The organism is Streptomyces griseoviridis, from assembly GCF_005222485.1.
Lineage (GTDB): Bacteria > Actinomycetota > Actinomycetes > Streptomycetales > Streptomycetaceae > Streptomyces > Streptomyces hintoniae.
The window spans coordinates 1,640,001-1,662,180 of sequence record NZ_CP029078.1 but is presented as its reverse complement, the minus strand read 5'-3'; the positions used below and the strand labels follow the sequence as shown (position 1 = coordinate 1,662,180).

At 73.2% G+C, this 22,180-nt stretch carries 18 protein-coding genes (1 of these 18 running past the window's edge); 10 read left to right on the top strand and 8 right to left on the bottom strand.

The features are described 5' to 3' along the window. Positions 1-4: 4 nt before the first annotated feature. The 3 genes from DDJ31_RS06410 to DDJ31_RS06400 form a co-directional block, all read right to left on the bottom strand. A complete protein-coding gene (locus DDJ31_RS06410; protein ID WP_127182921.1) occupies positions 5-2,407 on the bottom strand; it encodes a GcvT family protein in 2,403 nt (800 codons plus the stop codon). A gap of 328 nt (positions 2,408-2,735) precedes the next feature. Further along, positions 2,736-3,821: an S-(hydroxymethyl)mycothiol dehydrogenase gene (locus tag DDJ31_RS06405; RefSeq protein WP_127181260.1), complete on the bottom strand. Its 1,086-nt coding sequence runs from the start codon at positions 3,819-3,821 to the stop codon at positions 2,736-2,738. A 252-nt stretch (positions 3,822-4,073) separates the two neighbouring features. Then, complete coding sequence (locus tag DDJ31_RS06400; RefSeq protein WP_171480778.1) at positions 4,074-4,904, bottom strand: IclR family transcriptional regulator; 831 nt, start codon at positions 4,902-4,904, stop codon at positions 4,074-4,076. 493 nt (positions 4,905-5,397) lie between these two features. On the opposite strand from DDJ31_RS06400, the gene DDJ31_RS06395 reads away from it, so the two are divergent. Further along, positions 5,398-5,721 (top strand): bifunctional 3-phenylpropionate/cinnamic acid dioxygenase ferredoxin subunit, encoded by a 324-nt coding sequence (locus DDJ31_RS06395; RefSeq protein ID WP_127181261.1) that lies wholly within the window; start codon positions 5,398-5,400, stop codon positions 5,719-5,721. Beyond that, positions 5,721-6,953, top strand: a complete 1,233-nt coding sequence (locus tag DDJ31_RS06390; RefSeq protein WP_127182923.1) for an NAD(P)/FAD-dependent oxidoreductase — start codon at positions 5,721-5,723, stop codon at positions 6,951-6,953. Before DDJ31_RS06395 ends, DDJ31_RS06390 begins: the two co-directional genes overlap by 1 nt. 139 nt (positions 6,954-7,092) lie before the next feature. Here DDJ31_RS06390 and DDJ31_RS06385 read toward each other — a convergent pair whose 3' ends face one another. Then, positions 7,093-7,644: a hypothetical protein gene (locus DDJ31_RS06385; RefSeq protein WP_127182924.1), complete on the bottom strand. Its 552-nt coding sequence runs from the start codon at positions 7,642-7,644 to the stop codon at positions 7,093-7,095. Between the two features lie 419 nt (positions 7,645-8,063). On the opposite strand from DDJ31_RS06385, the gene DDJ31_RS06380 reads away from it, so the two are divergent. From DDJ31_RS06380 to DDJ31_RS06365, 4 genes are read left to right on the top strand one after another with little or no spacing between them, the layout of a single operon-like run. After that, positions 8,064-10,910: a nitrate- and nitrite sensing domain-containing protein gene (locus tag DDJ31_RS06380; RefSeq protein WP_127181263.1), complete on the top strand. Its 2,847-nt coding sequence runs from the start codon at positions 8,064-8,066 to the stop codon at positions 10,908-10,910. After that, positions 10,907-11,344 (top strand): roadblock/LC7 domain-containing protein, encoded by a 438-nt coding sequence (locus tag DDJ31_RS06375; protein ID WP_127181264.1) that lies wholly within the window; start codon positions 10,907-10,909, stop codon positions 11,342-11,344. Before DDJ31_RS06380 ends, DDJ31_RS06375 begins: the two co-directional genes overlap by 4 nt. Positions 11,345-11,353: 9 nt before the next feature. Then, positions 11,354-11,749, top strand: a complete 396-nt coding sequence (locus DDJ31_RS06370; RefSeq protein ID WP_127181265.1) for a DUF742 domain-containing protein — start codon at positions 11,354-11,356, stop codon at positions 11,747-11,749. A 43-nt stretch (positions 11,750-11,792) separates the two neighbouring features. Continuing rightward, on the top strand, positions 11,793-12,398 hold the full coding sequence (locus tag DDJ31_RS06365) for a GTP-binding protein (RefSeq protein WP_127181266.1): 606 nt from the start codon (positions 11,793-11,795) through the stop codon (positions 12,396-12,398). Between the two features lie 121 nt (positions 12,399-12,519). Here the strand turns inward: DDJ31_RS06365 and DDJ31_RS06360 are convergent, their stop codons facing one another. Then, on the bottom strand, positions 12,520-13,710 hold the full coding sequence (locus DDJ31_RS06360) for a lipid-transfer protein (protein ID WP_127181267.1): 1,191 nt from the start codon (positions 13,708-13,710) through the stop codon (positions 12,520-12,522). After that, positions 13,707-14,153 carry a Zn-ribbon domain-containing OB-fold protein gene (locus DDJ31_RS06355; protein ID WP_127181268.1) on the bottom strand — a complete coding sequence of 149 codons (447 nt, stop codon included), beginning with the start codon at positions 14,151-14,153 and terminating at the stop codon, positions 13,707-13,709. The genes DDJ31_RS06360 and DDJ31_RS06355 overlap by 4 nt, the downstream gene beginning before the upstream one ends. A 146-nt stretch (positions 14,154-14,299) precedes the next feature. On the opposite strand from DDJ31_RS06355, the gene DDJ31_RS06350 reads away from it, so the two are divergent. Both DDJ31_RS06350 and DDJ31_RS06345 read left to right on the top strand, forming a co-directional pair. Next, positions 14,300-15,109 carry a M15 family metallopeptidase gene (locus DDJ31_RS06350; protein ID WP_127181269.1) on the top strand — a complete coding sequence of 270 codons (810 nt, stop codon included), beginning with the start codon at positions 14,300-14,302 and terminating at the stop codon, positions 15,107-15,109. Between the two features lie 47 nt (positions 15,110-15,156). Beyond that, a complete protein-coding gene (locus DDJ31_RS06345) occupies positions 15,157-15,690 on the top strand; it encodes an NUDIX domain-containing protein (protein WP_127181270.1) in 534 nt (177 codons plus the stop codon). Here the strand turns inward: DDJ31_RS06345 and DDJ31_RS06340 are convergent. Continuing rightward, positions 15,684-18,059 (bottom strand): glycoside hydrolase family 31 protein, encoded by a 2,376-nt coding sequence (locus tag DDJ31_RS06340; protein WP_127181271.1) that lies wholly within the window; start codon positions 18,057-18,059, stop codon positions 15,684-15,686. The genes DDJ31_RS06345 and DDJ31_RS06340 overlap by 7 nt on opposite strands. Positions 18,060-18,271: 212 nt before the next feature. Here DDJ31_RS06340 and DDJ31_RS06335 point away from each other — a divergent pair, with 212 nt between their 5' ends. Further along, on the top strand, positions 18,272-20,239 hold the full coding sequence (locus tag DDJ31_RS06335) for an acetoacetate--CoA ligase (RefSeq protein WP_127181272.1): 1,968 nt from the start codon (positions 18,272-18,274) through the stop codon (positions 20,237-20,239). Positions 20,240-20,337: 98 nt separating this feature from the next. Next, positions 20,338-21,228, top strand: coding sequence for a hypothetical protein (locus DDJ31_RS06330; RefSeq protein ID WP_127181273.1), 891 nt, complete (start codon positions 20,338-20,340; stop codon positions 21,226-21,228). A 76-nt stretch (positions 21,229-21,304) separates the two neighbouring features. On the opposite strand, the gene ptsP is transcribed toward DDJ31_RS06330, so the two are convergent. Continuing rightward, positions 21,305-22,180 carry the 3' portion of a phosphoenolpyruvate--protein phosphotransferase gene (ptsP, locus tag DDJ31_RS06325; protein WP_127181274.1) on the bottom strand. It continues 795 nt past the right edge of the window, so only the last 876 of its 1,671 coding nucleotides appear in the window; its start codon lies beyond the right edge, outside the window — the gene reads right to left on this strand; it ends in the stop codon at positions 21,305-21,307.

Sequence of the window (22,180 nt, the reverse complement as noted above, 5' to 3'; positions counted from 1 at the left end):
CCTCCTAGCGTCGGATGCGGGTCATCTCGGGGTCGAACAAGGGTTCGTCGGCCACCGTAGCCGCGATCTTCTCGCCGAGGTACGCCAGGTGGACGGCGGTGCCCGTGGGCAGCGTCGGCAGCCAGGCGTAGGCGACGCAGCGGCCCAGGGTGTAGCCGTAGGAGGCGCTGGTGACATAGCCGGCCGGGACGCCGTCGACGTACACCGGCTCCTGGCCGAGGACGACGGCCGCGGGGTCGTCGAGCAGGAGCGGGGTGAGCCGGCGGGCGGGCGGGACCGCGCTCAGCGCCGCCCGGCCGACGAACTCCTTCTCCATGCGCACCGCGAAGCCGACGCCCGCCTCGAACGGGTCGTGCTCGACGGTCATGTCGGTGCCCCAGGCGCGGTAACCCTTCTCCAGGCGCAGCGAGTTGAAGGCGGATCGCCCGGCGGCGACCACGCCGAGGTCGCGCCCGGCCTCCCAGAGCGTGTCCCACAGGCACAGGCCCAGATCGGCGGTGGTGTACAGCTCCCAGCCCAACTCGCCGACGTAGGACAGGCGCAGGGCGGTCACCGGGACGGGCCCGAGGTAGGTCTCCTTGGCGCGGAAGTAGCCGAAGGCCCGGTGCGAGAAGTCGTCGTCGGTCAGCGGCTGGACCAGGGCGCGGGCCAGCGGACCCCAGACGCCGACGCAGCAGGTCCCCGACGTGATGTCCCTGATCGAGACGTCGTCGGGTGCGTGCCGCGTCAACCAGTCCAGGTCCGCCGGTGAGTTGGCGCCGATCTGGAAGCGATCGACGTCGAGGCGGGCGACGGTGAGGTCCGAGCGGAGGCCGCCCCGCTCGTCGAGGAGGAGCGTGTAGGTCACGGCCCCGGGCCGTTTGCGCAGGTTGTTGGTGGTCATCCGGTCCAGGAAGGCGAGGGCGCCAGGCCCGGTGACCTCCAGCCGGCGCAGCGGGGTCATGTCGTAGAGCGCGACCCGCTCCCGGGTGGCGTGTGCCTCGGCCGCGGCGATCGGCGACCAGTAACGGGCCGACCAGGCGTCCCGCTCCGGCAGCGAGATGCCTTCCGCCAGAGGGGCGTTGGCCTCGTACCAGTGCGGGCGCTCCCAGCCGCCGCCCTCCAGGAAGAACGCGCCGAGTTCCCGCTGCCGCGAGTGGAACGGGCTGACCCGCAACGGCCGCGGCCGCGCCGGCGGCTGCAACGGATGCAGGACGTCGTACACCTCCACGAACTGCCGGCAGCCGCGCTCCCGGACGTACGACGGTGAGCGCTGCGCGTCCTCGAACCGGGTGAGGTCGCAGGTGTGCGTGTCGACGCCGGGCCGCCCGTCCACCATCCACTCGGCGACGGCCCTGGCGGCCCCGGCGGAGTGGGTGACCCAGACCGCCTCGGCCAGCCAGAAGCCGCGCAGCCGGCGGGACTCGCCGAGCAGGGGCATGCCGTCCGGGGTGAAGGAGAAGACGCCGTTGAAGCCCTCGTCGACGGCGGACTCCCGCAGGGCGGGCAGGAGTTGACAGCAGTCCTCCCAACTCGGCGCCCAGTCCTCGGTGGTGAAGGGGTACGAGGACGGCATCGCCCGGCCCCGGGCGCGCGCCTCGTCGTAGGGCTCCACCGCGAACGGGTCGACGGGCAGCGGCCGGTGGGCGTAGGAGCCGACACCGAGACGGTCGCCGTGCTCACGGACGTACAGGTCGCGGTCCTGGTGGCGCAGGATCGGACGGGTCGCCTCGGCACGCGCGCCCGCGAGTCCGGGCAGCGGCGCCGTCCTCGCGTACTGGTGCGCGAGAGGCTGCAACGGGACGTCGACACCGGCCATCCGCCCGATCACCGGGCCCCAGAACCCGGCCGCCGAGACGACGTGGTCGGCGGGGAAGGCGCCCCGGTCGGTGACCACGCCGGTGACGCGGCCGTCCTTCCGCTCGATGCCGGTGACGGTGTGCCGGTCGAGGAAGCGGGCGCCGCGCGCGGTGGCGCGGTCCTGTTGGGCGCGGCAGGCGAGGAGGGCGTGGGCGATGCCGTCGTCGGGGGTGTGGAAGCCGCCGAGGATCCTCGACTCGTCGAGCAGCGGCCAGAGTTCCTTGCAGCGGGCCGCGTCCACGATCTCTCCCCGGAAGCCCCAGGCCGCCGCGTACCCGGCCCTGCGGTGCAACTCGGCGAGGCGCTCGGGGGTGGTGGCCAGCTCGAGACCGCCGACCGGCGTGAAACAGGGCGCCCCGTCGGCGTCCAGGGAGGTGAACTTCTCGACCGTGTAGCGCGCGAACTCCGCGAGCGTCCTGGACGGGCTGGTGCGGAAGACCAGCCCAGGCGCGTGCGAGGTGGAGCCGCCGGGGGCGGGCAGCGGGCCCTGTTCGAGGACGGTGACGTCGGTCCAGCCGCGAGCGGTGAGTTCGTCGGCGAGCGAGCACCCGACGATTCCGGCGCCGATGACGACGACTCGCGGGCCGTGCGGACGAGTTGAGGCCGCGACGGTCGCGCGCGGGTCGGTGTCAGGGGCGACGGTCTCGGGCGGTCGGGTATCGGGGGCGACGGTCTCGGGCGACCCGGTGTCAGGGGTGGCGGTCACCGGCGGTCGGGGCTCTGGTGGACGGGTCTCGGGTGAGGCGGTCTCGGGTGGGCGGGTCTCTGGCGTGGCGGTTCCGGGCGGGCGGTTTCCGGGCGTGCGGGACATGCCCCTCCTTGCCGGGGTGGGGAGTTGGCGCGCTGGGGGGTGCCGACGGGCGGGACGACGGCGGGGACGGGGACGGGCGTGCCGGTCAGAGGACGACCACCGACCGCAGCACCTCACCCCGCCGCATCTTCGCGAAGGCCGCCTCGACCTGGTCGAGCGCGATCGTCTCCGACACGAACGCGTTCAGGTCGAGGAGCCCGTACAGGTACTGGTCGATGAGGAAGGGGAAGTCCCGGCTCGGCAGACAGTCGCCGTACCAGGACGACTTGATGGCGCCGCCGCGCGAGAAGACGTCGAGCAGCGGGAGTTCGACCCTCGTCTCCGGAGCGGGCACACCGACCTGAACCAACAGGCCCGCGTGGTCCCGCATGTAGAACGCCTGCCGGAACGTCTCCGGCCGGCCGACCGCGTCGATCGCGAGGTCCACCCCGTGCCCGTCGGTGAGCGCCAGGACCGCTTCGACCGGGTCAGTGCCCCGGGAGTTGACGGTGTGCGTCGCCCCGAACCGCTCGGCCCGGTCCAGCTTCTTGTCGTCGACATCGACGGCGATCACCTTCATCGCGCCGTTCAGGCAGGCGCCCGCGATCGCCGCGTCGCCGACGCCCCCGCAGCCGATCACCGCCACCGAGTCGCCCCGGCCGACGCCCCCGGTGTGCACGGCGGCGCCGTACCCGGCCATCACCCCGCAGCCGATCAGCCCGGCGGCCTCGGGCCGCGCCGCCGGATCGATCCTCACGGCCTGCCCCGCCGCGACCAGCGTCCTCTCGGCGAACGCGCCGATGCCGAGCGCGTTTGCGAGCGGGGTGCCGTCGGTCAGGGTCATCGGCCGGCCCGCGGTGCGGGAGTCGAAGCAGTACCAGGGCCGCCCGCGGCGACAGGAACGACAGCTTCCGCAGGGGGCGCGCCAGGCCAGCACCACGTAGTCGCCGGGCTTGAGGTCCGTGACCCCGTCGCCGACCGCGTCGATCGTGCCGGCCGCCTCATGGCCCAGCAGGTACGGGAAGCCGTCGCCGATCACGCCCTCGCGGTAGTGCAGGTCCGTGTGGCAGACCCCGCACGCCTGCACCGCGACGACGACCTCACCGGGCCCCGGGTCGGGAACGACGATCGTCCGCACCTCGACGGGTGCGCCCTTCTCGGCAGCGACTGCGGCACGGACCTCGTATGGCACGACCATGCTCCTCTGCTGTTGCGCAGTGCACGATGGGTTGCGCGATGAGGAACATAGTGAGAACGCCGTCGACGGGCCGTCAAGAGGGGCGAGTTAACCCTTGGCAAAACGACGGCGGCCCCCGAAACCTGGCCGACACACGGCGGCGCGGGACCGAGCGAACCCGGTCCCGCGCCGCCGTCGATCAAGGGAAGTGGCCTGTTCACAGGCCCTGCGCGGACTTTCGGCCAAGGTGATCGCGGACCGGGCGGGTCAGAATCCGTACCCCATCCGCCGGGACAGCTCCGCCCCGGCCGCCACGGTCCGCTTCGCCACCTCGGGAAGACGGTCGGAATTCAGCCGGTACACAGGACCGGAGACGCTGATCGCGGCGATCACCCTGCCGTCGTGCGCGCGCACCGGCGCCGCCACCGCCGTGAGCCCCAGCTCCAACTCCTCGACGGTGACGGCGTACCCCTGCTCGATCACCGCCTCCAACTCGCCGCGCAGCACGGACGCGCCGGTGATGGTGCGCTCGGTGAAGCGCGGCAGCGAGCGGGCCAGCAGCCCCTCGCGCAGGGTCGGCGACGCGTGCGCGAGCAGCACCTTCCCGCTGGAGGTGGCGTGCAGCGGGGTGCGTCTGCCGAGCCAGTTCTGCGCCGTCACGGACGCGGTGCCGCGCGCCTGCATGATGTTGACGGCCGCGTCGTCGTCCAGGACCGCGATGTTGACCGTCTCGCCCAGCTCGTCGGCGACCTCCCGGCAGACCGGCACGCCCTCCTGCGAGATGTCCAGCCGCACCGCCGCGGCCCCCGCCAGGCGCAGCACGCCGGCGCCCAGGTAGTACTTGCCGCGCTCCTTGGCCTGCGCCACCAGACCGCGGTTCTCCAACACCCCCAGCAGCCGGAACGCGGTGGACTTGTGCACGTCCAGCTCGTCCGCGATCTCGGTGACGCCCGCCTCGCCGTGCCGGGCCAGGATCTCCAGGACGCTCACGGCCCGGTCGACGGACTGCACGGAACCGGCCGTTCCCCTGCCGCTTCGACGCTCGCCGCTCCCGGCCGTCTCCCCGTCCCTGTCGGACTGCTTCTGCGCGCGGGCCATAGCTCGACTCTCACCACCTGTCGGCCCGGTTCGGGCCGCATCTCAGGGAAACCCTTGACGCGACGGTCGTCCCGCCCGGATTCTGTTGCGCATGACGCGCCTTGACGGCGTCATGCGAAACATCATGTTACCGAAGCGTCCGGTCCCCGTAAGGGGCCCAACCGTCCGGACCTGTGAAGGTCAGGACCGCCGGACCACCGGATCGACGACGACGACGTCCGGAGCCGGCCCGCCCGTCCCTCCGGCTCACCCGTCCACCGGTCCGTCGGAGCCGGTTCGCCCGTCCGCACGTCTGCCCGCGCGTCCGCACGTCCGCTCATCCGCACGTCTGCTCCTCCGTGCGTCCGCACGTCTGCCCGTCCGCTCCTCCGTGCGTCCGGTGCGCTCCTCCGCTCCTTCGCGCCTTCCCGTTCGGACCGACGCAGGTCCGAACTCCCCATCCGCCTGCACCGCAGGTCCAGGACTCTAGGGTCCCGGACCGAGAGGGGGGCCCGTGATTCCCGTCTGCCGCTTGGAAGACCTCCCGAGGGGCGAGTCCGCCCGTGTCGGGACGACACCGCCGGTCGCCGTGTTCCACACGGACGACGGCGAGCTGTACGCCATCGACGACACCTGCACCCACCAGGACGCCTCGCTCTCCGACGGCTGGCTGGAGGGCTGCCTGGTCGAATGCCCGCTGCACGCCGCGTCGTTCGACCTGCGCACCGGTCAGCCGACCTGCCTCCCGGCCCGCCGCGCGGTCCGCACCCACCGCGTCACCGTCGACGACGGCGTCATCCACGTCCATCTCGTCGCGCGGGAGGGCACCGCCGCATGATGAGGACCGTCACCGTCGTCGGCGCCTCCCTCTCCGGTCTGTACGCCGCCCGGGAGCTGCGCGCCCAGGGCTTCGACGGCCGGCTGGTGATCGTCGGCGACGAACCCCACCACCCCTACGACCGGCCCCCGCTCTCCAAGGACTTCCTCACCGGCCGCGCCGACGAGGACCGACTCGCCCTCACCGACGCCGAGGACGCGGGCGCGCTCGACGCCGAGTGGCTCCTCGGCGTCCGGGCAGGCGCCCTCGACCCCCGCGCCCGCGCCGTCGTCCTGGCCGACGGCCGTACCGTGACCTGCGACGGCGTCGTCATCGCCACCGGCGCGTCCGCCCGCCGGCTGCCCGGCCCCGCACCCGCGGGCGTCCACACCCTGCGCACCCTCGACGACGCCCGTGCCCTGCGCGCCGAACTCACCCGCGGCGCCCGCCGGGTCGTCGTCATCGGCGGCGGTTTCATCGGCGCCGAGACCGCGTCGTCCTGCGTCGCCCTCGGCCACCGGGTCACCGTCGTGGAGGCCGCCCCGCTGCCGCTGCTGCCCCAGCTCGGCGCCGAACTGGCCACCGTCTGCGCGGCTTTGCACCGGCGCGGGGGAGCGGACCTGATCACCGGGACCGGGGTCGGCGCCCTGCGCGGCACGGCCGCCGTCACCGGAGTGAAACTGACCGACGGCCGGGTCCTCGACGCCGATGTGGTCGTCGTCGGCATCGGGGCCGCCCCCAACACCGCCTGGCTCACGGGCTCGACGCTGGCGCTGCGCGACGGCGTCCTCTGCGACGACGGCTGCGCCACCGCCCTCCCGCAGGTCGTCGCCGTCGGCGATGTGGCCCGGGTCGGCGGCATCCGCGCCGAGCACTGGACGTCGGCGACCGAGCAGCCCAGGGCAGCCGTCGCCAACCTCCTCGCCGGACGCACCACGCACCACGCGCGGTCGCTGCCGTACTTCTGGTCGGACCAGTACGGCTCCCGCGTCCAGTTCGCCGGGCGGCGCCTGGACGGGGACACCGTCCGGATCGTCGAGGGCGGACTCGACGACGGCGCACCGGGCGCGGACGGACTGCTGGCCGTCTGCGAACGGGACGGCCGCACCACCGCCGTCCTCTCCGTGGACCGCCCGCGCCCCTTCACCCGGATGCGACGCGAACTGGCCCGGCAGGACGACGAGACGGAGAGGGAGAGAAGGGAGGGACAGGCCGCCGCCCTGAGCGTCCCGCACCGACGGGCCACGCTCTGAGGACCCCGTACCCGACCGATCGCGCTCGGGGAGCCCCGCACCGACCCGCCGCGCTCTGAGGCGCCCCGTCGCCCCGAGGAGACCGGCGCCCGGCGCGGAAGACGTCGACTCCCGCCCGGCCGGGGCCCGTTCGCGCGTGTCAGGGGTGGGACAGCTGTCCGGCCCCGCCCCTCCTGCGTATCCGCTCCTGCGCCCGCGCCGCGGACCTCGCCTGACGGCGGGCCCTGCGGCGCTCCCGGCGCAGGGCGCGGGCCGTGCTGCTCGGCGCCGACACCACGCCGTTGCGCTGGTTCCACACCTGACGCGTCACCCAGACGTCCAGCGCGCCCCACGTGGCCACCACCGTCCCGGCGATGCTGCTGAGGACCATCGGGAAGGCCAGCCACACCCCGGCCATGGTGCACAGGAAGGCCACCATCGCGAGGATGAGCGTCACGGCGATGATCAGCACCGCCCGCACCGCCGACGTCCGCACCGGATCCGGCATCCGGCGCCGGCTGGCCGGCTCCTCCACCCACAGCGGCCGGTAGGCGGACCGCCCCTGCCCGCCACCACCGTCGTCCGCACCGCCCACGCGCGCGCCGTTCACGGCCGCCCGCGTCTCACCCTCCCCGGCCCGCGGCCCCCGCCGCTCCGCCGGGCGCCCGCCCAGATCGTCCCCGGGCGTCCTGCGCCGCTCCGCCGTGCCCATCACGAGTCACTCCCCACCGCCGGAACACCCCTCGCCCCGTGCCCGATGACACGGCTCCCCAGTGAGTGCCCGGCTTGCGCTGTTTTACGCTGCACGGGTGCGCGATACGGCTCATGTGGCCGGTTCCGCGTCCATTTCCCGTAGAGAAGGACGAACGGCCCGCCCAGAAGATTCCCGCCGAACGCAAAAATCCGGCCAACCACTTGTGTGCACCTTGCGAACAGGCTCCGGCGTACGCCCGGTGAACGCGGGACACAATCTCCCGCAATGACCGGACAACTCCGTATGTCTCGCCCCCCGTGCGGAAGTTCAGGTTCCGGACCGCTCTACGAGTTGACTCCGTGTCGGTAGTAGGCTCGCGCCGTTTGTTGACGCACATGTGTACCCCCGGGTCGAACGGGGGCGAGCTGGGGGAGGCCATGCGCTTTCGCGGGAAGTCGATCCGCCGGAAGATTATGGCGCTGCTTCTCGTGCCGTTGGTGTCGCTCACCGCGATCTGGGGCTTCGCCACGGTACTCACCGGACGTCAGGCCGAGCAGCTCTTCGACGTCACCCACGTGGTCGAGAAGATCGGCTACCCCCTGGAGGACACCGTCCGCGTCCTCCAGCAGGAACGCCGGCAGAGCCTCGTCTACCTCGCCGACCCCAGGGCCTCCGACGCCCTGACCGACCTGCGGCGCAGCCGCAGCGCCACCGACACCTCCGTCGCCGAGATCCGCGCCAATTCCGACGACGGCGACCTGCGCGACGCGATGGGCGCGGGCACAGGCGAACGGCTGACCGCCGTCCTGGACGCCTTCGACGGCATCGAGTCGCTGCGCCGCAGCATCGAGGACGGCACCGTCAACCGCGCGCAGGCGCTCGACCTCTACAACCGCCTGGTCGACCCCTGCTACGTCCTGTTGATCAACCTCCATGTCATCGACGACGTGGAGATGGACAAGCAGTACCGCGCCCTCGTCAACCTCGCGCGCGCCCGTGAACTCGTCTCCCGCGAGGACGCCCTCCTCGGCTCCGCCCTGGTCGTCGGCACCCTCACCAGGGAGGAGATCCGCGACGTCTCCGACCTGGTCGCCCAGCGCGACCTGATGTACGACGTCAACCTGCCGCTGCTGCCGGGCGCCGAACGCGCGCGCTTCGCACAGTTCTGGAAGAACGCCGAGACCGCGCCCCTGCGCGTCGCCGAACAGGCCGCCGCGTCCAACGGCCCAGGCTCGCCGCGCCGGGTCACCGCGCAGAGCTGGGACACCGCCGCGGGCAACGTCCTGGACGAACTCGGCGACCTCAACGACCAGGCGGGCGACCGCTACCAGGACCGGGTACGCCCGGTCGCCATGGCCGTCATCATCAAGGCCACGGTCGCCGGCGCCCTCGGCCTCGTCGCCCTGCTGTTCTCGCTCCTGCTGTCGGTGCGCGTCGGCCGCGGCCTCATCCGCGACCTGCGGCAGCTGCGCGTGGAGGCCAACGAGGCGTCCGGCGTCCGGCTGCCCAGCGTGATGCGCCGCCTCTCCGCGGGCGAGCAGGTCGACGTGGAGACCGAGGTCCCGCGCCTCGAGTACGACCGCAACGAGATCGGCGACGTCGGCAACGCCCTCAACTCCCTCCAGCGCGCCGCCGTCGAGGCCGCCGTCAAACAGGCCGAGCTGCGCTCCGGTGTCTCCGAGGTGTTCGTCAACCTGGCCCGCCGCAGCCAGGTCCTGCTGCACAAGCAGCTCACCCTCCTCGACACCATGGAGCGGCGCACCGACGACACCGACGAGCTCGCCGACCTCTTCCGCCTCGACCACCTCACCACCCGGATGCGCAGGCACGCCGAGGGCCTGGTGATCCTCTCCGGCGCCGCCCCCTCGCGGCAGTGGCGCAAGCCCGTGCAGCTGATGGACGTGGTGCGGGCCGCCGTCGCCGAGGTCGAGGACTACGAGCGGATCGAGGTCCGCAGGCTGCCGAAGGTCGCCGTCACCGGACCGGCCGTCGCCGACCTCACCCACCTCGTCGCCGAACTCATGGAGAACGCCACGGTGTTCTCACCGCCGCACACGGCCGTCCAGGTCGTCGGCGAGCGCGTCGCCAACGGCTTCACCCTGGAGATCCACGACCGCGGCCTCGGCATGGCCGCCGACGCCCTCCTCGACGCCAACCTGCGGCTCGCCGAGACCCCCGAGTTCGAACTCTCCGACACCGACCGGCTCGGCCTGTTCGTGGTCAGCAGGCTCGCCCAGCGCCAGAACGTCCGCGTCTCCCTCCAGCCGTCCCCGTACGGCGGCACCACCGCGATCGTCTTCATCCCCGACGCGCTGCTCACCGACGACGTCCCCGACACCAACGGCATCGGCTTCCGCCTCGACCGGCCGCACCCCTCCAAGGAGGCCGAGCTGGAGGAGGAGAACCGCCGGGCCGCGCTCGCCCCCGCGCCGGCCCCGCACTCCGGCCTCTCCCCGGTGCTGCTGGCCGGACCGGTCGAGCTCGAGGCACCCGTCGACCTGGACGCCGTCGAGGAGTTCCCCGCCCTCGACGACGACACCGAACGCGGCGGGATCTTCCGCCACCGGCGCCCCCTCGGCCTCGCCCAGGACTCCGCGGGCCGCACCGACGCCGCGTCGCCCGCCGTCCCGCACGCGCGCGAGGGTGGCGACGGCGACCGGGACGCGCCCGTCCCGCTGCCCAGGCGCCGCACCCCGAAGCTGGTCAGTTCGCACGGACGTCCGGTCGCCGAGGTCCGGGCCCGCCGCGAGGAGCAGGACCCCGAACGGCCGGCCCCGGACGCCGTCCCCGCACTGCCGTCCAGGCGGCGCGGCGCGACGCCCGCGGCGAGCGGCCTGCCGGGCGCGTCAGGTCCCGGCCGCCCGGCCGACGACGCCGCCGCCGCGCTGCCCACCCGCCGCCGCGGCGCCTCACCGCTGCGTCCCGGCACCGGCGGCCCCGCGGACCCCGCCGAGGGCCCGCAGGGCGCACGCGCCGCCCGTGACGCGCGCGGCGGCCGGCCGGCCGGGGGCGCCCAAGGCGGCGGCGCGGCCGACACGCCGGAGACGGGAACCGACGCACTGCCCCGGCGCGTTCGACAGGCGAGCCTCGCGCCGCAGCTGAAGAAGGGCCCCGCGCGCACACCGGACCGCCCGCCGCTGGAGGACCGGGACGCCGACGAAGTACGCAGCCGCATGGCCTCGCTGCAACGCGGCTGGCAGCGCGGCCGCGAGGAGAACGCCGCGGGCGACGACGCCACCGGCGGCGGAGCACCACAAGGAACGAACAAGGGGGACGGTCGATGACCGCACCGAAGGCCACCGGCCACAGCGCGACCAACAGCACCGGAGAGCTGAACTGGCTCCTGGACGAGCTGGTGGAACGCGTCGCGAGCATCCGCAAGGCTCTCGTCCTCTCCGGGGACGGCCTGCCCACCGGCGTCTCCAAGGACCTCACCCGGGAGGACAGCGAGCACCTCGCCGCCGTCGCCTCCGGCTTCCACAGCCTCGCCAAGGGCGTCGGCCGCCACTTCGAGGCGGGCAACGTCCGGCAGACCGTCGTCGAACTGGACGACGCCTTCCTGTTCGTGACGGCCGCGGGCGACGGCAGCTGCCTCGCGGTCCTCTCGGACGCCGACTCCGACGTCGGACAGGTCGCCTACGAGATGACGCTCCTGGTCAAGCGGGTCGGCGCGCATCTGGCCGCCGCGCCCCGCACCGATCAGCCCGCGGACGGGTAGTGAGATGCCATGAACGCTGACGGTCAGGGAAGCAGCCACTGGTTCGACGACGAGGCGGGCCCCGTCGTCCGCCCGTACGCGATGACGCGCGGCCGCACCACCAGCCCGGCCCAGCACCGCCTCGACCTGATCGCGGTGGTCGTCACCGAACCGCACGTGGAGGACCCCGAAGAGGACTCGACGCTGTCCCCCGAACACGTGGACATCGTCGGCCTCTGCCGGGAAGCCCCGCAGTCCGTCGCCGAACTCGCCGCCGAACTCGACCTGCCCGTCGGCGTCGTGCGGGTCCTCATCGGGGACCTCGTCGACGGCGAACTCGTCCATGTGACCCGGCCGGTACCCCCGGCCGAGCTGCCGGACGAGAGCATTCTGCGCGACGTGATCAACGGACTCCGGGCGCTGTGAAGGCGCCCGGGGCCCCCATCCCCATCCGTAGGAGAAACGCACGATGATCTTCGGGCGATCTGAGCGAGGAAAGCCCCCGGTCGAGCCCGTCACGCTCAAGATCCTGGTGGCCGGAGGCTTCGGCGTGGGCAAGACCACGCTGGTCGGCGCGGTCAGCGAGATCAGACCGCTGCGCACCGAGGAACTGCTCACCGAGGCCGGCCGTCCCGTCGACGACACCAGTGGCGTCGAGGGCAAGCGCACCACCACCGTGGCCATGGACTTCGGCCGCATCACCCTCCGCGAGGACCTGGTGCTCTACCTGTTCGGCACGCCCGGACAGCAGCGCTTCTGGTTCATGTGGGACGAGCTGTCCGAGGGCGCCCTGGGCGCCGTCGTCCTCGCCGACACCCGCCGCCTGGAGGACTGCTTCGCCGCCATCGACTACTTCGAACGGCGCTCCATCCCGTTCCTCGTCGGCGTCAACTGCTTCGACGGCGGCGCCCGTTACCCCGAGGACGAGGTCCGCCGCGCCCTCGACCTCGACGGCGACGTCCCGGTCCTGCTGTGCGACGCGCGGGACCGCGCCTCCGTCAAGGAGATCCTCATCGGGGTCGTCCAGCACGCGATGGCGTACGCGGAGCGCCGCCACAGCCCCGTCACGACCTGACCCGCGCACGGCCCGCACCCCCGCCGACCGGGGTACGGGCCGCCCACGGCCTGCCCGGCTCTGCCTCCCCACGGCCGCACGCCCGTCGAACCGTCACCGGCGCGGGGCGCCGGGCGGCCTTTTACCGGACGGCTATCACCGACGACCCGTGCCCGAACAGGCCCTGGTTGGCGGTGATGCCCACCCGCGCCCCCTCGACCTGACGCCCGCCAGCCTGCCCCCGCAACTGCCAGGTCAGCTCGCACACCTGCGCGATCGCCTGCGCCGGCACGGCCTCCCCGAAGGAGGCCAGCCCACCGCTCGCATTCACCGGGATCCGCCCGCCGAGCGCCGTCGCGCCCTCCCGCAGCAGCTTCGCGCCCTCGCCCTCCGCGCACAGCCCGAGGTCCTCGTACCACTGCAACTCCAGGGCGGTGGACAGGTCGTAGACCTCGGCGAGGGAGAGGTCCTCGGGGCCGACGCCCGCCTCCTCGTAGGCGGCCCGCGCGATGGACGCCCGGAACGAGCCGTCCGGGGGCTCGGCCGCCACCGTGGAGTCCGTCGCGATGTCCGGCAGGTCGAGGACCGTGCTCGGGTAGCGCGGTGTCACCGTCGACACCGCGCGGATGCGGACCGGGTCGGCCACGCCGTGCCGGCGGGCGAACTCCATGCTGGACAGCACCAGCGCCGCCCCGCCGTCCGACGTCGCGCAGATGTCGAGGAGCCGCAGCGGGTCGGCGACCATCGCGGAGGCCGCGACCTCCTCGGCGCCGACCCTGCGGCGGTAGCGCGCGTTCGGATTGAGCGCGCCCGCCGCCGAGTTCTTCACCTTGACCAGCGCGAAGTCCTCGGCCGTGTCCCCGTGCACGGCCATCCGCCGCCGCGCGTACAGCCCGAAGTACGTCGGGTTGGTGGCGCCGAGCACCCGGAAACGCAGCCAGTCGGGATCGTCGGGCCGGTCCCCGCCCACGGGCCGGAAGAATCCCTTGGGCGCGGCGTCGCCCCCCACCACCAGCACCACGTCGGCGAGCCCCGCGAGGATCTGCGCCCGCGCGGTGTCGACGGCCTGTGCCCCCGACGCGCACGCCGCGTACACGCTCGCCACCCGGGCCCCCTGCCAGCCGAGCGCCTTCGCGAACGACGCCCCCGCCACATACCCCGGATACCCGCCACGCACGGTGACCGCGCCGACGATCGAACCGACCTCGCCCCAGGTGAGGCCGGCGTCCGCGAGCGCCGCGCGGGCCGCCACCGCGCCGTACTCGGTGAAGCCGCGCCCCCACTTGCCCCACGGATGCATGCCCGCGCCGAGCACCGCCACCCCGTCCGTCACACCGCCACCTCCGTCGGCCTCCAGTGCCAGGTCAGCCAGGTGGTCCCGGTGTCCTCGTACAGCACACCCGCGACCACCTCCACCTCCATGCCCACCGCCAGGTCGGCGACGGTGACCCCGGGAACCGCCTGGCCGAGCACCACGATCCGCTCGGCCGCCAGCTCCACAGCGATCAACGCGTAGGGCTCCCAGGGAAGTTCCGGATCGCTCACATACGGTGACGGCGGCCGGTACCTGCTGTCCGTGTACGACCAGACCCGCCCGCGAGGCGAGAGCGGTACCTCCGTCAACTCCCCACCGGGGCAAGCGGGGTTGCGGCAGTGCGTGTCCTCACGCGGGAAGAACACCGCCGCGCAGGCGGCGCACCGGGTACCGAGCAACCGGAACCGGGCCCCCTCGCCGGCGAACCACTCGTCGACGGCGGGCCTGCGTGATCGCGCCAAAGTCCCTCCCCGGCACCCGATCTGACGGAACGTCAGATAAGTGTCCCACGGTGGCCCGGGAATGGGCAGGGTGCGACGGCCGCGACGCGACACACCGTGCCCCGGTCGTTCCCGCGAGCCGCCCCCAGCTGATAGATGAAGGAAGCATGACAAGACTCTCCGGTGCGGTACGCGGCCTCGTCACCGCGCTCGCCACCCTGCTGGCCGTGACCACCACCCCCACCACCGCACAGGCGACCACCGACCCCAAGGCGCCCGACGACTTCGTCGCCCTGAGCACCGTCGACCCGACGATCCTCCAGGAGATCCGCTACCTCACCCCCCACAACTTCGTGGGCGAACCGATCGACGGCTACCGCCAGGCCCTGTGCATCCTCACCCGCCCCGCCGCCCAGGCCCTCCACCGAGCCCAACTCCGCCTGCGGCGCCAGGGATACACCCTCAAGGTCTACGACTGCTACCGGCCGCAACGCGCCGTGGACCACTTCGTCCGCTGGGCCGAGGACCTCGACGACCACGCCATGAAGGGCGAGTTCTACCCCCACGTCGACAAGTCCCGCCTCTTCGAGGACGGTTACATCGCCGAGAAGTCCGGCCACAGCCGCGGCTCGACCATGGACCTCACGATCGTGGGACTCCCGGCCCGACCGACCAGGCCCTATCACCCCGGGGAACCTCTCGTCCCCTGCTACGCGCCCCGCGCCGCCCGCTTCCCCGACAACTCCCTCGACATGGGCACCGGCTTCGACTGCTTCGACCCCCTCGCCCACACCCTCGACCCGCGCGTCCAGGGCCGACAGCGCGCCAACCGGCTGCTCCTCAAGACCACCCTCGAAGACCTCGGCTTCGTGAACCTCGCCGAGGAGTGGTGGCACTACACCTTCACCCCCGAACCCCACCCCGACACCTACTTCGACTTCCCCGTGACCAGAAAGTCCCTCACCGGCAAGCCCTGAGCCGCCTCCGCAGGACGCCCTCCTGCCGATCCGATACAGTCCGCCGGGTGTCCGAAACTCAGCACCCCACCCCCAACTCCGCGCCCGGCTCCCACTGTTCGAGCTGCGGAGCGCGCTACGGAGAGGGCGTCTCCGGCTGGCCCCGCACCTGCCCGGCCTGCCAGACCGTGGCCTACCGCAACCCGCTCCCGGTCGCGATCGCGCTCCAACCCGTGTACGACACCGAGGGCACCGCCCTGGTCGTCATCACCCGGACCGTCGCCCCCGCGCTCGGCGGCATCGCCCTGCCCGGCGGCTTCGTCGACGACCGCGAGGACTGGCGCCACACCGTCGTCCGCGAACTCGCCGAGGAGACCGGCATCGACGCGGCCGTCCGCGACGTACGACTCGTCGACGCCATGAGCGCGCCCGACGGACACCTCCTGCTCTTCGGCCTCCTCCCCGAACGGTCCGTCGACACCCTCCCCGAATCCGTCGCCACCGACGAGACCGAGGGCTGGCACCTGCTGCGCCGACCCGAGGAGCTGGGCTTCCCGCTCCACACCATCGCCGCACACGCCTGGTTCGAGGGCCGCTACTGAGCCGGGCCCCCGCCCAGCCCCCGCACCCGCACCGGCCGGGCAGGCTCCTCGAAGCCGCCCTCGCACTCCCGCTCCACCACCAGCCGCCGACCCGTCCAACGGACGGCGTAGCGCTCCGGTTCCGGCTCGTCCCCACCGTCACCCGTGTCAGTGACCAGCAGCCCACCACCGGAACGCCCGGGAGCGGGCGCCCACACCTCCAACTCCACCCCGCCGTCGTCCCCCCGCACGGGGACGACGGCCCCCGCCCGCGCGAACACCGGCACCCGGGACAGCGGCGCCTCCACCAGCACCTGCCCAGGCCCCTCGTACACCCTCTCCGTGACCGTGTCGTACCAGCGCCCCCGCGGCAGCCGCACCGCCCGCCGGTCGGCGCCCGGCTCGAGCACCGGCGCCACCAGCAGGCAGTCACCCAGCAGAAAAGCGTCCTCGCACTCCCGCAGCGCCCGGTCCTCGGGCGCGCCCCACCACAGCGGCCGCACCCACGGCGCGCCCGTCCGCCGCGCCAACTGGGCCACCGTCATGAAGTACGGCGACAGCCGCCGCCGCTCGACGAGCGCCACGCGCGCGTGCTCCAGCACCTCGTCCCCCGACTCCCACAGCTCCCGCCGCCCCACCCGCGCACCCGTGTGCGTACGGAACAACGGCAGATACGCGCCCAACTGCAGCCACCGCACCAGCAGTTCCGGCGACACCTGCCCGCCGGCACCCCCCACGTCCGTCCCCGCGTACGGAATCCCGCTCAGCCCCAGCCCCATCACCATCGACAACACCGCACGCAACCCCGGCCAGCCCGCCGCGACATCACCGCACCAGGCACCCCCGTACCGCTGCGACCCCGCCCACCCGGAACGCGAGAGCACGAACGGCCGCTCCTCGGGCGCCAGTTCCCGCAGCCCCTCCCAGGCGGCCCGCGCCATGCACAGCCCGTACACGTTGTGCGCCTCGCGATGGTCCCCGCCCCGCCCCTCAAGGGAATGCGCAGCCGAACGCGGCAACGTCGTCTCCCCGAACGCCGCGAACGTCGTGGGCTCGTCCATGGCGTGCCAGAACCCCGCGAAGCCCTGCCCGAGCCGCTCCGCGTACAGACCGCCCCACCACGCGCGCACCCGCGCGTGCGTGAAGTCCGGGAACACCGACTCACCCGGCCGCGCGACCCCCCGCACGAGCCGCCCCGAGGAGTCCCGGACGAACGCCTCCAGCGCCGTCCCCCCGTCGAACACCGCGTCACCCGGCTCGGCCGCCACCGCGGGCTCGACGGCCGACACCAGCCGGACCCCGTCCCGCCGCACCTCCTCCGCCAGCACCGCCAGCTTCGGAAAACGCTCCAGGTCGACGCCGAACGCCCGCCCCCCGTCCAGGAACCCGCCGTCCAGATGCACCGCGTCCAGCGGCAGCCCGTGCTCCTGGAACCCCGAGACGACCCGCCGCACCTCCTGCTCACTCCCGGCACCCCGCACCGCGTGCTGATGCCCCAGCGCCCACGCCGGCGGCAACGCCGGAGCACCCGTCAGCGCCGCCCAGCCGAGCAGCACGCGCGCGGGCGTCCCCACGATCACCCAGCAGCGCAACGGACCGCCGTCCATCCGCAGTTCGCACGCCCCCGGCCGGTCGTGCCCCGAACCCGCGCCCTCCCCGCCCTCCCGCAACGTCACCGTGCCGTCCCACGAGCAGTCGTGGAACACCAGATGCGTCGCCGCGTCCGCCACCACCAACTGCGTCGGCATGGTCAGGAACAGCGGATCCAGCCCGGCACCCAGCGGCCGGCCGGGATCGCTGTTCCACAGCCGGTACGTCCCGTCCCGCAGCCGCGGCCCCGACGCCCGCCCACCGAGCCCGAAGAACCGCGCGTCCGCGGCCACCTCGGACCGCTGCATCCACCGCCCCGCACCCCCACCGACCGGCTCCCACCAGCGCGGCGGCAGATCACGGCGCAGCGTCACACCACCGGGCGTACGCACCTCGACCGCCCCGTGCCGCGACACGACCACCGTCATCCGCTCGGCCACCACCCGCCAGCCGCCGTCCTTGTCCGGCTCAAGCACCGCCCGCGGATCCGGCTCGGGACAATGCCCCGCGAGCGCGTACGACGGCTCGGGACCCGCCCCGTCCCACCCCCAGAACACCGCCCCGCCGGCCGTCACAAGCACCCGCAGCTCGGACCGGGCGAACCGCACCACACCCCCGCCAGGACCCGGCTCGACCTCCCGCACCGGACCCGGCACCCGGGCCCGCTCGGCACCCCGCGCGGGCAGCGCCCCCGCGTCGGCCCGCCTCCTGCGCCACGCCGCCGCGACGGTACGCAACCGCTGGGCCGCCCCCGAGGAACCGACCGACTTCACCGAACGCACCAGGTCACGACCGTCCATGCTGCTCACACTGCCACCGTCCGCGCCCCGCACGCGGGTCGTTCAACTGCCGTTCATCGAAGCCGCGAGAACATCCTCACGCCGCCGAGTACGCGGGCGCACCCTGGTGCAGAAGTGGATCACATGGCATCGTCCGTGTCAGCCGCGTCACGCGCACACCCCCGCACGTGCGCGCCCGACGCACACGACGCGCACAGTCCGGGAGCCGCCCCATGTCGACCGTGAACCCCCAGCCGCTCTGGCAGCCAGACCCGGAGCGCATCGCCCAGGCACAGGTCACCACGTTCCAGGCATGGGCCGCCGAACGGCACGGCGCCCCGGCCGACGGCGGCTACCCGGCCCTGCACCGCTGGTCCGTCGACGAACTCGACACCTTCTGGGAAGCCGTCACCGAGTGGTTCGACGTCCGCTTCTCGACGCCCTACGCGCGCGTGCTCGGCGACCGCTCCATGCCAGGAGCCCAGTGGTTCCCCGGCGCCACCCTGAACTACGCCGAACACGCCCTGCGCGCCTCGGCGGCCCGCGCCGACGAACCCGCCCTCCTGTACGTCGACGAGACCCACGAACCCCGCCCGGTCACCTGGTCGACGCTGCGCCACCAGGTCGGCTCGCTGGCCGCCGAACTCCGCGCCCTCGGCGTACGCCCGGGTGACCGCGTCAGCGGCTACCTGCCGAACATCCCGCAGGCCGTCGTCGCCCTGCTCGCCACCGCCGCCGTCGGCGCCGTCTGGACCTCCTGCGCCCCCGACTTCGGCGCCCGCAGCGTCCTCGACCGCTTCCAGCAGGTCGAACCGGTCGTGCTGTTCACCGTCGACGGCTACCGCTACGGCGGCAAGGAACACGACCGCCGCGCGACCGTCGCCGAACTCCGCCGCGAACTGCCCACCCTGCGCGCCGTCGTCCACATCCCGCTCCTGGGCACCGAGGCCCCCGAAGGCGCCCTGGACTGGGCGGCCCTCACGAGCGCGGACATCGAACCCGTATTCGAGCAGGTGCCCTTCGACCACCCCCTCTGGGTGCTCTACTCCTCCGGCACCACCGGCCTGCCCAAGGCCATCGTCCAGTCCCAGGGCGGCATCCTCGTCGAGCACCTCAAACAGCTCGGCCTGCACTGCGACCTCGGCCCCGAGGACCGCTTCTTCTGGTACACCTCCACCGGCTGGATGATGTGGAACTTCCTCGTCTCCGGCCTCCTCACCGGCACCACCGTCGTCCTCTACGACGGCAGTCCAGGACACCCCGACACCGGCGCCCAGTGGCGGATCGCCGAACGCACCGGCGCCACCCTCTACGGCACCTCCGCCGCCTACGTCATGGCCTGCCGCAAGGCCGGCGTCCACCCGGCCCGCGACTTCGACCTGTCCAAGGTCCGCTGCGTCGCCACCACCGGCTCCCCGCTGCCCCCCGACGGCTTCCGCTGGCTGCACGACGAGGTCAGCGACGACCTCTGGATCGCCTCCGTCAGCGGCGGCACCGACGTCTGCTCCTGCTTCGCCGGAGCCGTACCGACGCTGCCCGTGCACATCGGCGAACTCCAGGCCCCGGGACTGGGCACCGACCTCCAGTCCTGGGACCCGCACGGCGACCCGCTGATCGACGAGGTCGGCGAACTGGTCGTCACCAACCCCATGCCGTCCATGCCGATCCGCTTCTGGAACGACCCCGACGGCAGCCGCTACCACGACAGCTACTTCGACGTGTACCCCGGCGTCTGGCGCCACGGCGACTGGATCACCGTCACCTCCCGCGGCTCGGTGATCATCCACGGCCGCTCCGACTCCACGCTCAACCGGCAGGGCGTGCGGATGGGCTCCGCGGACATCTACGAAGCCGTCGAACGCCTCCCGGAGATCAGGGAATCCCTCGTCATCGGCGTCGAACAGCCCGACGGCGGCTACTGGATGCCCCTCTTCGTGCACCTCGCCCCAGGAGCCACCCTCGACGACGCCCTCCTCACCCGCATCAAACACACCATCCGCGAACAGCTCTCACCGCGCCACGTCCCCGACGAGGTCATCGAGGTCCCCGCCATCCCGCACACCCTCACCGGCAAGCGCATCGAGGTCCCCGTCAAACGCCTGCTCCAGGGCACCCCCCTGGAGAAGGCCGTCAACGCGGGCTCCATCGACAACGTCGACCTGCTCCACTTCTACGAGGACCTCGCCCGCACACGCCGCTGACCAGCACAGACATCCCCACGACCGGTCGAAGGGATCACCGTTGTCAGTGCCTCCGACTACGGTGAGTGAGCATTGATCGACCGTGCACAGGGGGACTCATGGCACACACCGACCACACGACCATGCGCAGGGCACTGCGCCGCGAGATCGCGGGCACCATCGGCCTGCTGACCGACGAACACGACTTCCGCGCCATGCGGCGCTACCGCAGCTTCACCTTCGACGACCACACCGCCTACCTGCACCAGGTCGAGGCACTCCTCAAGACCCGCGCGTCCCAGGGCGGCCACACCACGGTCGCCCTCTTCGACCCGCAGGAGTACGCCGACTACTGCACCGAGGCAGGACTCGACCCCGACGCCCCGGCCAGCCGCACCCGCTTCACCGCCCAGCTCGCCTCGACAGGACCCGCCCTCCCGTACGACGGCCGGCCCCTGACCGACCTCGTCCCCGCCCTCGTCGACGAAGCCGTCCGCCAGGCCACCTGGGAGTACGCCTCCACCCTCCTGGCCAGGCTGGGCGCCTGCGCCGCCTGCGGAGAGGACATCGGCCGCGCCGCCTTCGCCCGCGCCTCCGCCCTCCTGGTCCGCATCCTCGAAACGGCGAGTCCGGGCGACCGCCACCTCGTGTGCAGCGTCTCCGCCACCCCGGAGACCCTCGTCGCGGTCCTGCACGCGGACGAGACCGAAGGAGACACCCGGCTCGACGAGGCCGAGGCCCTCGAATTCACCACGGTCCTCGCCCTCGGCATCGCCACCCGCACACCCGGCGGACTCGTCATGCGCACCACCGCCCCCGGCACCGCCGACCGCGTCTACGGCTGGCGGCTGCGCGGAGAGGGCCTGGCGCCCCTCACCGCCGGCGAGGTCTTCGACGCCTACTGCACCGACACCGACTCCGGAGACCTGATCTCCCCGGAGTCCGACGTCGACTACTGCGAACCGCCCGACCTCGGAGAGGACACGGAGCCCCCGGACCACCACCACTGACCACGCCGAAGGGCGCCCCACCCGGAGGCGGAGCGCCCTTCGCGACCACAGCCGACGAGCGGCCGGTACCGGCCGCCTACGCGCCGGACAGCACCGCCTCGGCCGCCTTCCGCGCCTCCTCGGCACTGTCCGTGGCCCGCGCCGCCGCGGCGGCCCGCTCGCACTGGGCCAGCGTGTACGAGGCCAACGCCGACCGCACATAAGGAATCGACGCCGCACCCATCGACAGGGAGGTGACACCCAGACCCGTCAGCACACACGCCAGCAGCGGATCGGCCGCCGCCTCACCGCAGACACCACAGCTCTTGCCCTCGGCCCGCGCCGCCTCGGCCGACAGCGCGACCAGGTCGAGCAGCGCGGGCTGCCACGGGTCCTGGAGCCGGGACACCGCGCCCACCTGACGGTCCGCGGCGAACGTGTACTGCGCGAGGTCGTTCGTCCCCAGCGACAGGAACTCGACCTCCTGAAGGACCGACCGCGCCCGCAGCGCGGCCGACGGAATCTCCACCATCGCACCGAACTTGGCCCGCAGCCCCGCCGCTCGGCAGGCGTCCGCGAACGCCTTGGCGTCGGCACGGTCCGCCACCATCGGCGCCATGACCTCCAGCTGGACCGACAGCCCCTCGACGGCCTTCGCCAGCGCGGTCAGCTGGGTACGCAGCACGTCGGGGTGGTCGAGCAGCGAGCGCAGACCCCGCACACCCAGCGCCGGGTTGGGCTCGTCGGCGGGGGTCAGGAAGTCGAGCGGCTTGTCCGCCCCGGCGTCCAGCACCCGCACGACGACCCGGCCCTCCGGGAACGCCTCAAGGACCTGGCGGTACGCCTCGACCTGCTTCTCCTCCGACGGCGCCTTCGCACTGTCGTCAAGGAAGAGGAACTCGGTACGGAACAGACCGACGCCCTCGGCACCGGCCTCGACGGCGGCCGGCACGTCCGCGGGCCCGCCCACGTT

Coding starts and splice junctions, on each gene's coding strand:
- DDJ31_RS06400 (WP_171480778.1), bottom strand. CDS start 4,904: ATGGCCCGCGCGCAGAAGCAGTCCGACAGGGACGGGGAGACGGCCGGG.
- DDJ31_RS06390 (WP_127182923.1), top strand. CDS start 5,721: ATGAGGACCGTCACCGTCGTCGGCGCCTCCCTCTCCGGTCTGTACGCC.
- DDJ31_RS06385 (WP_127182924.1), bottom strand. CDS start 7,644: ATGGGCACGGCGGAGCGGCGCAGGACGCCCGGGGACGATCTGGGCGGG.
- DDJ31_RS06380 (WP_127181263.1), top strand. CDS start 8,064: ATGCGCTTTCGCGGGAAGTCGATCCGCCGGAAGATTATGGCGCTGCTT.
- DDJ31_RS06375 (WP_127181264.1), top strand. CDS start 10,907: ATGACCGCACCGAAGGCCACCGGCCACAGCGCGACCAACAGCACCGGA.
- DDJ31_RS06370 (WP_127181265.1), top strand. CDS start 11,354: ATGAACGCTGACGGTCAGGGAAGCAGCCACTGGTTCGACGACGAGGCG.
- DDJ31_RS06365 (WP_127181266.1), top strand. CDS start 11,793: ATGATCTTCGGGCGATCTGAGCGAGGAAAGCCCCCGGTCGAGCCCGTC.
- DDJ31_RS06350 (WP_127181269.1), top strand. CDS start 14,300: ATGACAAGACTCTCCGGTGCGGTACGCGGCCTCGTCACCGCGCTCGCC.
- DDJ31_RS06340 (WP_127181271.1), bottom strand. CDS start 18,059: ATGGACGGTCGTGACCTGGTGCGTTCGGTGAAGTCGGTCGGTTCCTCG.
- DDJ31_RS06335 (WP_127181272.1), top strand. CDS start 18,272: ATGTCGACCGTGAACCCCCAGCCGCTCTGGCAGCCAGACCCGGAGCGC.
- DDJ31_RS06330 (WP_127181273.1), top strand. CDS start 20,338: ATGGCACACACCGACCACACGACCATGCGCAGGGCACTGCGCCGCGAG.